Genomic DNA, 11,776 nt, shown 5'->3' with positions numbered 1-11,776 from the left:
TGTACATATATAATAATGTTAATAAAAATAAAAGGCAATATGTTACTTTAATAAATATATTGTTGATACAAATTGAAATTATATTTGATTTATAAATGAAGATCATTTAATTGTGGGTGGTAACTAATTAAGGCTAGGATCCTAGGCATGTAAAAAAAGGCAGGAGGGTGATTTTTATGAAAGTAATTAAAGGAAAAAAAATTTGGGTGTTTATGTTTGCAATAATTTTAACCAGCAATTATATGCTTTATCAAACAAGTATAGGATACAACCTACTTCCTTCGGAGGAGACAAACAGTATAGTATTAGCATCAGTAATTGATCTGGTAATATTGCTGCCATTACTCTTGATGCTTTACAGAAAAAATATGTCTGTTAGTACAACTGTCATATTATGTGTCACGGGATGTATTATAGCCTGGTTCATTATTCCGAGTCATCTTTTAGAGCCGTTTGCAACAATTAGTTGGGCAGGGATAGGTATAGCCGCCATATTCTTGGTTATGTTGATTGTTTCATTTATGCGCACTTTATCTAAAATTTTCAAACATGTGACAATGAGTTCCTTACCGCTGGTTTTTTCATTTCCCCATGCATACGATAAATATTTTCAGAAAAATCCGATAACTTATATAGCCCGCTCGGAAATACTAATGATTTATTATGCTCTCTTCTCTTGGAAAAAGAAGCCTCCTGAAGGTATGACACTTTATAAAAATTCTAGTTATATTGCCTTTCAAGTGATGCTGATTCATACTATTGTGATTGAAACATTAGGTATCCACTGGTGGCTTCATGATAAATCCATGATTCTCTCAATTATTTTATTATTACTTAATATTTATACTGTAATTTTTTTCTTAGCTGATATCCAAGCAGTGCGCTTAAATCCAACGCAAATGAATCAACAATCAATGTTTCTCTCACTTGGAATAATAAAGCGTGTAGAAATTAAATTTGAAAATATTGAGTGTCTTATCGAAGACTCAAATATACTTGAAGGTAAGGTATCAAAGGATACGATAGAATTTATGGCAAGAGACCTAGAGCAGATTTACCCTGACTTTGTTTTAAAAATGAAAACACCTGTAAGAGTCACTTTGTTGATGGGGATAGAAAAGGAGTATTCAAAAATCGCTATCAGATCTGACAATCCTTTACAGATGAAAGAAATGATACTGAATATGATAATTAATAAAGGTTCGAGGGATTAAAGTTTTAGATATTAGAAGAAAGTTTATTACTCAATTTACCAAAGAGTAAGCATTCCTTTAGTAAAAAATGTGTTTTGTACTTTTAATCTAAGTTTGTGAAAAAACTACTTAAACTACGGGATCTATGTCCCACGGGCGCTACGTTCTACTCCGACTACCGCAATAATAAAAACAAATAAAAAAATTTCAACCAGTAAAAACTGGTTAAAATTATATTACGATCGGGCGCTTTAATGGAGGAAGGATTACATAAATGATCAAACTTTTTTATAAAAACTAAACTTAAATCTACTGGATAAGAATCCATTTTAATCAATCTTTTTTCAAAATGGATTCTTTTTTGTGCCGTAGAATATGGGGTTTGTTGAACGTTTTTGATTAAACTTTATTTTAAAGCTACACCTTCGCTGAATTTATTATTTCTATTTGTCATCAAAACACCTTACATGTTTACGTATTTCCCTCTCCCTTGTGAATAGTTGTAAAACTGCTAATATTGTTCTAATAAAGACAGATGTGACGAGTAGGATTACAATAAACGGATCAATGAACCATAAAATCAGTACCGAAATCTTGCTCAAAAGAAACGCTCCACTCACTAAAACAATGGACACGAGCACTTTTGATAAAAGAACTTTCTTATTTGAATACGTAGTAATTATTATCTCCTTCTTAATAAAAGCAGAAACTAAATTAACTATGACACTTAATGACCAACATAAAATCAATATTGAGAGAGCATACACCATCGCCATTACAGTATGCCTTAATTGATCAAACTGGCGTTCGATCCCAAAGTTTGTATAGTACCAAGCACTAACTAATTCATTTAACAAATAAGTACCGTTATTTCCATTCGTTAAAATAATAAGCCCATTTCCTGTTTGTGGTTCCATCGAAAAATGTGCCTTCCAACCGTTGTTACTTCCATCATGTGTAACGATTATACTGTTATTTGCGTGATTAATAAAATGACCTAATGCCGCCTCATCATTAATAAAGCTTTCAAAACCTCTAACTTCTAAAATAGGGCTAAACATCTCTTGAACCGTGTCAGCTTCTAAAATCCCCGATCTGTGAAAGCTATTGATTTCAGCAATGATAAACTTATTCATGTCTTCTATCGTTGTATAAAGTCCGGCCGCTGCTTTCTCGGTAAATATGTAGTTTGGTAACAACTGTAGTTTTACATCGTAAGCTTTCGCTGTCTTATCTTGGAGATGATCATCCCATTGAAAACTACTATTTTCCATTCCTAACGGTGCAAGAACAACTTCATTTAGATATGAATGAAAGTCTTCTCCTGTTACTTCTTCGATCATGAGTTGCAGTAAGTTATAACCACCACCTGAATAGCTATACCGCGCTCCTGGTTCATTTTCTAATTCAACAGGTTTTGAACCACCACCAATCCCACTAAGTGATTGCTCTAAAGTAGGCAGCTGTGTATTGGACTCGTAGCCAGGATAACCTCCACCGACAGATAGCCCTGATGTATGACTTAATAACCCTCGCACTGTTATCGCTTTTTGGTCATATTCACTTTCAGGTAGCTGCCATCTTGTTATATAATTCTCAATAGGATCATCTAAATTGATGAGACCATCCTCCACCAATTTCATCACTCCAAGTGCTGTCACTGATTTAGAAATCGAAGCAACTTGAAACACAGTGTTTTGATCAACTTTCCTTTTAACGTCAAGATCCGCATAACCGAACGTACCTATCCATGTAACTTGACCATCTTCTAGCACAGAAATTGCTGCCCCAGGAATATTACATTTACTTAGTAATTTTTCAGTTTTTGTTTTTACGTCTTTAATCAATTTATCAAGATTGGTTGTTCTAGTTAGATCGTTATGATTCAAAGAAAATGGGATAGTAGTGATGATTGCCAATATAAGAAAAATGATGGCTTTTCTTTTCATAGATAACCTCCAAATTTATCAATATATAAATTTATTACTATTATGCAAATTTCCCTTGTAATTTCCAAAAATGTCACAATTCGTTCATCATTTGTACGAATTCAAGATCCGCTGTGACAACCCAAATTTTAAATAATGGATGAATCGTTACTGCGAATTTCAACAAGTTAGACGGGGTTTCTCTCGAAAAAGGAAAGCTGTCACTTGCACGTTTAGAAAAAGATGTTCCAGAAGAAGCAAAAAAGTTTAGTGCAAGCCTTTATCAAATGCTGCCAAGAATAAAATTAACCGATTTACTCATGGATGTTTCTCATATAACAGGATTTCATGAACAATTCACTCATGCTTCCAATAATCGAAAACCAGATAAAGAAGAAACTATCCTTATCATGGCTGCCCTTTTAGGAATGGGAATGAATATTGGCTTGAGCAAGATGGCTGAAGCAACACCTGGACTTACATATAAACAATTAGCCAATGTATCTCAATGGCGCATGTATGAAGATGCCATGAATAAAGCCCAAGCTATATTAGTAAATTTTCATCACAAATTACAATTATCTTCCTATTGGGGAGACGGTACTACATCCTCGTCAGATGGTATGAGAATGCAACTGGGTGTTTCGTCACTACATGCGGATTCAAACCCACATGACGGAACTGGAAAATGAGCCACCATCTATCGATTTACGAGTGATCAATTCTCTTCTTACTACACAAAGATTATTCATACAAATTCACGGGATGCGATTCATGTTTTGGATGGTTTGTTGCACCATGAAACGGATCTAAACATAGAAGAGCATTATACAGATACGGCTGGTTACACAGACCAAATATTCGGGCTGACTCATTTATTAGGATTTAAATTTGCTCCAAGAATAAGGGATTTATCGGACTCAAAATTATTTACAATAGATAAAGCAAGTGAATATCCAAAACTAGAAGCCATTTTACGTGGACAAATAAATACAAAGGCCATTAAAGAAAATTATGAGGATGTTTTGCGATTAGCTCATTCTATAAGGGAAGGAACAGTTTCAGCATCCCTTTTTATGGGGAAACTAGGTTCCTATTCAAGACAAAACAGCTTAGCTACAGCCTTACGGGAGATGGGCCGAATAGAAAAAACGATCTTTATTCTTAATTACATTTCAGATGAATCTCTAAGAAGAAAAATACAAAGAGGATTGAATAAAGGAGAAGCCATGAATGGGCTGGCAAGAGCTATTTTCTTCGGAAAACAAGGAGAGCTTAGGGAACAAACCATACAACATCAGCTTCAAAGGGCCAGTGCTTTAAACATAATTATCAATGCCATTAGTATCTGGAATACTTTACATCTCACAAAAGCAGTTGAATATCAAAAACGGACAGGTAGCTTTAATGAAGATTTATTGCATCATATGTCACCTTTAGGCTGGGAACATATTAATCTACTAGGAGAATACCATTTTAATTCGGAGAAAGTGATCTCATTAGATTCTTTAAGACCACTAAAACTTTCTTAACGTTGTTAAAAATGGAGGGACCGTCTTGAAAATAGGCTTAGCGTTGTAAATCCGCATTTTCCTGACGGTACCCCTACTACAAAGAAATAATTCGGAATATGATTATTCCTATAAGAATGATTACTATTACCACCAACGCTATATAAGAATGAGCAAAAAATAAAACTATGTTAATATTACTAGTTAAATTTGTCGAAATTAATATTCATTTGTTGAAACCATTCCCTTTTATGCTACTTTAATCCATTATATAATACATAGTTCTTTTTTCTGAGGAGGCACGTCTAATATGAAATACTCTTCTAAGGATGTAGTACTTAAGTGTATAGAAAGTAGAAGGAAAATATTAATAGCTAAAGGATTAGTTAAAGGATTCAGTGATCCTACAGTGATTGAATTAAGTAAAGAATTAGATCAATTAATATTTACGTACCAGAAGTGATATTTTTCACTACGCTAAGTAATATTCATTTGCTTCATCCTGTTTTTATGGGCGACCTTCCAGTTGCCTTTTCTTATTTTGTTTCTACCCATTTCATATAGTGATTATAGTATTTATCAAGAATGCATGATTTGTCTTCTAAATGCTCTACAACTTTTTTTGAAAACAAGAAAATACCATTTTCATCAAAAAAGTTTACAATATAAATACCGTCTGGATCTCTCACTTCGTATGACTTCTTTTCCCATCGAACAAAAGCATTTGTTAGAGCTATTTCTCTTATACATTCATTGAAGTTATTAAATACATACTTTTTCATTTACTCCCCCTATTCCTTTCGTTTCTACAGTGATTACTAATAGAGTTATTAGTACTAGTTACCCAAAACTAGTTTTCTGATTAATTCTCTTTAGAGAACGTTTTCTCCTTCATTGTAATGGTACTTTTAAAACAAACAAATAAGAGCACCAAACAAAGCACATATGAGCCAGTTTAGTGCCCTCCAATTTTAGGTTAGGCTGAAAATACATAATTATAGAGTAAAACGAATGAATTTAGAATTTCCATGTAAATTACTCTTATTAGAAAAACTTAGTTCCTTTTCTGAACCTTAGTGTTTTACACCATCTTCTAGTTTAATAAAAAAATAACAAATTTATCTAAACCTATTTATTGCTTCTTTAAGGTCGTGTATTTGTTCATTAAGAATTTTAAGTTGGTTGTCGTCTAGTATTATAAGCTTTAATTTTAGACATTCGAGGTATTGAATATTATTCTTAATGATTTCTAATTCTTTAGAATTTTACACACTTTATCACCTCAAAGTCTATTAAGCTGTAAATAGTGTACCCCTAACTAGTTACTTATAAACTAATGAATTATCAAGAATACATAGAAAAATTTAGGTCCAATAATAAGTTCAATTGTTACAAACTTCGCTTCTCATACCATTAAAATTAGGAATTTTAGGTCAATGATTATTTAATACTTTATATTAAAATGAAATTTAATCATAAAAAGCAACTGACTAAATCGCTGTCCATTCAGCAGCTAACGCAATTACACCTATTTCGTGTGATTATTTTCCATTTTTTATTATTCTCACCTCTGCTGCACTTATACTGTCAAAGGTGATCGTTCCCCTTTCTTATCCACAATCCATATCCATAAAGTGTTACTGCTAACTTCCAATAAGGCAACTTCCCAGAGTTGTCTTTTTTTGTTTGTTAACACCATTTCTTGATTACTGAATAAATTGTATTATCATTTACCCAATGTTTTTCTACCTTCTTCTTAAGCAGCTAATAAATTATGGCTGCTTTTTCAAATGTTCGCTTTTCATGCATAACCTTTTATGGTGTCATGTTCGTACCATATTTAGTTGTTCCACAATCTGGCCCTTTAAATGAAAAAAGACGCATTTCCTAAAGAAACGAGCCCGATTGTTGAAGAAAGAACAAAAAGTATTATTTGAAGTCTTTATGAATACTATCATTTTTACATGTTAATTGTTGTCAATCGTTAGAGACACAAAAGTCCTTAATATTAAAGGACTTTTGTGTCATTCTTAATCAATTTTAGATTTTAATTAATCAAGCTTTCATTCGGAGAATTGAACTCCGATAAATGCGATGATTGTCAATAACTTGTTTACATAAAGGAACACCTATGATATTACATATTAAAAAACATCGCATTCATCTGCTTTTTGATTTCAGAATAATCGAGAGGCACATTCCCCTCTTCCCATTTCCATGTTAACAAATTAAAGGTTTCTACAATTAAAAAGGCTAGAAGTTCAATGTTAGTCTCCGTCTGTTCTGTAACTTTCAGATGCAACAAAATATCTTTCATTAAATCGTGATTGCACTGCTCCAAACGAGCCAGTTCCTCGAATGCCTCTGTTGTACCTATTTGTTTTGACTCATTAATAATTTTTTTAATCAACTCTGGATTAAGTTGATTTTCTCGAAAGTAAATGAGATGATCCGTAATATCGTTATAGCTAACTGGTTTTGATAAAAAATCCTGTACTATTTTTTCTCTATATTGAACTTCTGTATCAATAATTTCTTTAAATAAAGTTCGCTTAGAATCGACATAATGATATATTGTACTTTTTCCTACCCCTGACATTTTGGCAATTTGATCAAGGGACGTATTTTTATATCCAAATTCACTAAAAGCTATCGTTGCATGTTTAAAAATTTCTGTCTTTGTGTTCTTACTCATTAATTGTTCCTCCAAATAGATTATAGGATTATCATAACATAATAAGCACTTCTAACTATTTCATTATCAAGGTTGTTTGACCTTTGAAGTGTCCTTAATTAACAAGGAAATAAGAAACGTGAAGACAATGGTTCCACAAGCAAATAGAAACGCTTGGTTTACACCTGATGTTAAGGAGAGTTCGTAGCTTCCGCCGAATTTTTCCATGTAAGCTTCTTGTCCTCGGCTCATGATAGTAATAAGCAAAGCTGTTCCTATCGCCCCAGATACTTGCTGAACTGTATTTAAAATTGCAGAACCATGAGAATAAAATTCCTTAGGCAATTGGTTCAAACTCATTGTCATAATTGGCATCATAAAAAGGGAGATTCCTAACATCATAAACGAATGGAGCAAAATTATTTTACCTAATGTCACGTTTATATCTAAAAATGAAAATAGGAGAAGCGTGACAGCTACGATAACCAATCCAATACGAGATAACCACCTTGCCCCATATTTATCAAACAACTTCCCTGATAAAGGAGACATAATTCCCATTATGATACCACCTGGAAGCATCGCTAAACCCGTTTGTAAAGCAGAGATGTTCAATCCATCTTGCAAGAACATGGGCAATAAGATCATGGAAGAAAACATGGCCATCATAGTTAATGTAAGAATAATCGCCCCAATGGTAAATAAGGGAAAGCTAAAAGGACGCAAAGATAGCATGGGGTGTTCTAAACGATTTTGTCGGATAGTAAAAAAGATTAAGCCTACGCATCCCACAAGGATTCCAATGAGTACTTCTAGGCTTGCCCAACCTGCTCCTCCTTTTCCCGCACTGCTAAATCCATATACAATCCCACCAAAACCTAATGTTGAGAACAGGACCGAGATAAAGTCCAATTTTAGCTTTGTGACATCAATAACGTTGCGGAGCATTTTCCACGAAAATAAAAGGGCAAATATTGCAATCGGCAAGACAAAGAAAAATAGCATTCTCCAAGAAAAATAAACGATGATAACCCCAGATACTGTAGGACCAATGGCTGGAGCAAATAAAATAACAACTCCAAGAGCTCCCATTACACGTCCCCTTTTTTCAGGTGAAATCAATGCTAGAACAACTGCACTCATTAGAGGCAAGATAATGCCTGTTCCAGCCGCCTGGATTACTCGACCAGCAAGTAATAATTCAAAATTTGGTGAAACTCCTGCAATGAATGTACCTAGTGTAAAAAGTCCCATTGCAGTCAAATATAATTGCCTTGTTGTAAATCTTTGCATTAAATACGCGGTTATCGGAATAAGGATTCCAATAGTCAGCATATAAGAAGTTGTCAACCATTGCGCTATACTGGCTGTAATATTTAATTGAACCATGATTTCTGAAAGAGCGACATTCATTAAGGTTTCATTTAAGACCGCAACAAATGCTCCAATAATCATGACGGCTATTAAAGGTCCCTTTTTCATGTCTGTAATTTGCTTTGTTGGTGTCACTGATGCATCAAAAGCCAATTCTCCACACTCCTAGTTTAAATTTATTAGTTAATTGTGTTTTTACGTATCTATCAAAGAAAGAACACCACCTTGTCCGTGTCCTTTCAGAAATAAGTTAATTTGATTAATAGCTGGTAAATCCTCCATCTGCGGTTAAGACCGTACCGTTAACAAAGCTAGAAGCTTCAGAGGCTAGAAACAAAACAACCTCTGCAATTTCTTCAGACGCCAAAACCGAATATTGGCCCCAGCCCCAGATTGAAAGCGCTCTAATCCAAACGGATTAACACCTTCGTTAATCCCCAAATTTGGTTTTAATCGAACCTGGAGCAATCGCATTACAACGTATTCCTTGGTGATCATGATAATACGCAATATTTCTTGTAAGCCAACGATGCTTACTAGCTGTGTACGCTGTACCGGCTTTCCCTCCATGCAGCACCCCAATGATGACATATTAATAATATTCCCTTGACCTTTTTCGACCATTTTTTTTATTGCTTCTCTAGATAGCCTCATGGGTGCAGTTAAATTTATGCTTATGTTTTTTTCCCAGAACTCATCTGTTATTTCGGTTACCGGTGTCAACCGGTCTAATATTCCTGCATTATTGACCAAAATATCAAGGGTTTGAAATGAATCAAGGGTAGTTTGTATGAGATGCTCAATATCAGTTAACTTGGACACATCCGTTTTTACTCCTAAAGCCCTTCCCTTTAACTGTTCAATTTCTTTTACTGTATCTTGGATACGCTGTTCACTAATATCATGCGATAATGACATTAGCTCCTTCATCTGCGAATCGCTTTTCCGATTCCAGAGGCTGCCACCGTAACAATAGCTACTTTTCCCTTTAATTGCATATGTGTCACCTTCTTTAGAGTTAAAAAATACTATTAATTTTCGCCACTTCATCATCTGTTAATTGAATCTCTGCTGCACGTATGTTTCCTTTCACTTGCTCTATTCTTTTTGCCCCAGGAATAATGACGTCAATTGTTTTTTGTGTCAAATACCAAGCTAGAACAATGTGAGCCACTTCTTCTTCTTTCGAGGTAGCGATTTCTCGCAATTCCTCAACCTTCTGTAAGTTTTTCTTAAATGCACTGCCTTGAAAATTTGGCATTTGGGCACGGAAGTCATTGAATGTACTCTTTTCATGATATTTTCCAGTCAAAAGCCCAAGCTCAAGCGGAAAATAGGGAATAAACGTAATCTGATTTTCTACTGCGTAAGGGAGGAAATCCTTTTCCGCAGAACGTTTCAATAGATTATACTCTGATTGAATAACATCCACATACCCATCTTTATTAGCTTCCTTTAACTGTTTAAATGAAAAATTGGAAACCCCAATAGCACGTATTTTCCCTTCCAATTTGAGGTCATGAAGTGCACCTACTGCTTCGTCCTTTGGTGTGTCTTCATCTGGAAAATGAATATAAAATAGGTCGATGTAATCTGATTTCAGCCGTCGAAGGCTCTCTTCAACGGATTGTTTTAAGAAAGCAGGTGAGTTATCGAACACATAATTTTGTTCTTTTTCATCGGTATATTTATGAGCCGCTTTAGTTGCAATAACAACATCCTCCCGTTTATACTCTTGAACCACTTCTCCAATGATTTCTTCGGAATATCTAGGGCCATAGCTAAAAGCTGTGTCCAACATCGTAATCCCCGATTCCAATGCAGCCCGAACGATATTGCGACCTTCTTCATCACTTACATTTGGAAAAATATTGCGACCCCCTACCGCATTGGATCCTAATCCGATTGGGTGTGCCTTTACATCAGATTTTCCTAAAGAAACATAATTTTTCATAAGATAAACAATCCTCCCTCAGAACATTAGACCATATTAGTTTTTTAGTCTAATAGTAAATTAACACATTTTTCTGGAATATGTAAAGGAAACACCTTTCTCAACACAATAAGGTGTTATTTTTTATGAACATTATGTATTTTAAAACTCAAAACATCTAATGGTTTTATAAATTGTCTGGAACCTTCTGTTAGTGAAGTAATCACAATCACAAAAATAGATACTATTTGTGGTAAAATATTACTAAAATTCTTTTCAGGGGGAATTAAGAAATGATTTCTGACTTACAAAAAGTACTAGAGATAATAAAATTAGGAGAAAAGTTAAAATATGAATTGAGACATAGTTGGTTATCAAATGGTAGGCAAGAAAGTGTGGCGGAGCACACATGGAGGGTTTCTCTTATGGCTATGTTAATAGAACCTTATTTAAAAGAGAAAGTGAACTCTTCTAGGATGCTCAAAATGATTATTATACATGATTTAGTAGAAGCTGATGCTGGCGACATTCCAGCCTTTGACACTCTAAATAATCTGGCAATTAGAGAGCAGAAGGCTACAAATGAAATTAAATCAATTGAAAAGATACGCGATATTTTAGGAAATGATTTAGGGAAAGAGTTTTATGAATTATGGTTTGAATTTGAAGAAAAAAATACATATGAAGCTAAAGTTGCCAATGCCTTAGACAAACTCGAAGCTCAAATACAGCATAATGAAGCTGACATATCAACCTGGCTGGACATAGAGTATGAAATGAGTTTTTTGCTAGATAAACATGTAGAGTTTGATACAAATCTACAGATTTTTAAAGATTTAATTGAGGATACTGCCATTAAGAAGATGGCTAATTCTGGGATTAATATTAGTGAGTTTAAAGAAAAGGCTATGGCTAAATAAAATTATTAACGCAGCTTTAGAAATTGAAAAGCACCCTATTATGGAATATTGAACTGTACCCCAAATAATGGACAGTTTATAAAAAAGACCTATGCGGCTAGTAAATGACCTCGGTATTGAACGAGGGCACTGAAAAACTCCAATATTTATTAAAGGCAGTTGAAAGTTAAATGAACTTTCAGCTGCCTTTTTATTTTATAATATTGTTATCAAATGTATGTAGGTGGTATCCAAGTGATTTCA

General features: G+C 34.1%; 8 protein-coding genes and 2 pseudogenes. 4 read left to right on the top strand and 6 right to left on the bottom strand.

What is annotated here, in order from left to right; translation table 11 throughout:
* Positions 1–176: 176 nt before the first annotated feature.
* Positions 177–1,214, top strand: coding sequence for a beta-carotene 15,15'-monooxygenase (locus tag LRP81_RS22375; protein WP_230505304.1), 1,038 nt, complete (start codon positions 177–179; stop codon positions 1,212–1,214).
* A 422-nt stretch (positions 1,215–1,636) separates the two neighbouring features.
* Here LRP81_RS22375 and LRP81_RS22370 read toward each other — a convergent pair whose 3' ends face one another.
* A complete protein-coding gene (locus tag LRP81_RS22370) occupies positions 1,637–3,142 on the bottom strand; it encodes a serine hydrolase domain-containing protein (protein ID WP_230505302.1) in 1,506 nt (501 codons plus the stop codon).
* A gap of 146 nt (positions 3,143–3,288) precedes the next feature.
* Between LRP81_RS22370 and LRP81_RS22365 the strand changes: the two are divergent.
* A pseudogene (locus LRP81_RS22365) lies at positions 3,289–4,653 on the top strand (Tn3 family transposase); the annotation flags it as partial.
* Positions 4,654–4,942: 289 nt separating this feature from the next.
* Positions 4,943–5,095, top strand: a complete 153-nt coding sequence (locus tag LRP81_RS23285; protein ID WP_263458276.1) for an aspartyl-phosphate phosphatase Spo0E family protein — start codon at positions 4,943–4,945, stop codon at positions 5,093–5,095.
* 73 nt (positions 5,096–5,168) lie between these two features.
* Here LRP81_RS23285 and LRP81_RS22360 read toward each other — a convergent pair whose 3' ends face one another.
* The 5 genes and pseudogenes from LRP81_RS22360 to LRP81_RS22340 form a co-directional block, all read right to left on the bottom strand.
* Positions 5,169–5,414, bottom strand: coding sequence for a hypothetical protein (locus LRP81_RS22360; protein WP_230505300.1), 246 nt, complete (start codon positions 5,412–5,414; stop codon positions 5,169–5,171).
* A 1,355-nt stretch (positions 5,415–6,769) separates the two neighbouring features.
* Complete coding sequence (locus tag LRP81_RS22355; RefSeq protein WP_230505298.1) at positions 6,770–7,327, bottom strand: TetR/AcrR family transcriptional regulator; 558 nt, start codon at positions 7,325–7,327, stop codon at positions 6,770–6,772.
* Between the two features lie 66 nt (positions 7,328–7,393).
* The gene (locus LRP81_RS22350; protein WP_230505296.1) at positions 7,394–8,833 is read right to left on the bottom strand and encodes a DHA2 family efflux MFS transporter permease subunit; all 1,440 of its coding nucleotides are present in this window, start codon (positions 8,831–8,833) and stop codon (positions 7,394–7,396) included.
* Between the two features lie 106 nt (positions 8,834–8,939).
* Positions 8,940–9,678, bottom strand: a pseudogene (locus LRP81_RS22345) (SDR family oxidoreductase).
* Positions 9,679–9,698: 20 nt separating this feature from the next.
* Positions 9,699–10,634: an aldo/keto reductase gene (locus LRP81_RS22340; protein ID WP_230505294.1), complete on the bottom strand. Its 936-nt coding sequence runs from the start codon at positions 10,632–10,634 to the stop codon at positions 9,699–9,701.
* A gap of 272 nt (positions 10,635–10,906) precedes the next feature.
* Here LRP81_RS22340 and LRP81_RS22335 point away from each other — a divergent pair, with 272 nt between their 5' ends.
* Positions 10,907–11,533, top strand: coding sequence for an HD domain-containing protein (locus LRP81_RS22335; protein WP_230505292.1), 627 nt, complete (start codon positions 10,907–10,909; stop codon positions 11,531–11,533).
* The last annotated feature ends 243 nt before the right edge of the window (positions 11,534–11,776 follow it).

Origin of the sequence: Sutcliffiella rhizosphaerae, assembly GCF_917563925.1 — a bacterium.
Taxonomy (GTDB): domain Bacteria; phylum Bacillota; class Bacilli; order Bacillales; family Bacillaceae_I; genus Sutcliffiella_A; species Sutcliffiella_A rhizosphaerae.
The sequence above is the reverse complement of the archived record's forward strand: the minus strand, read 5'-3'. Positions and strand labels throughout refer to the sequence as shown.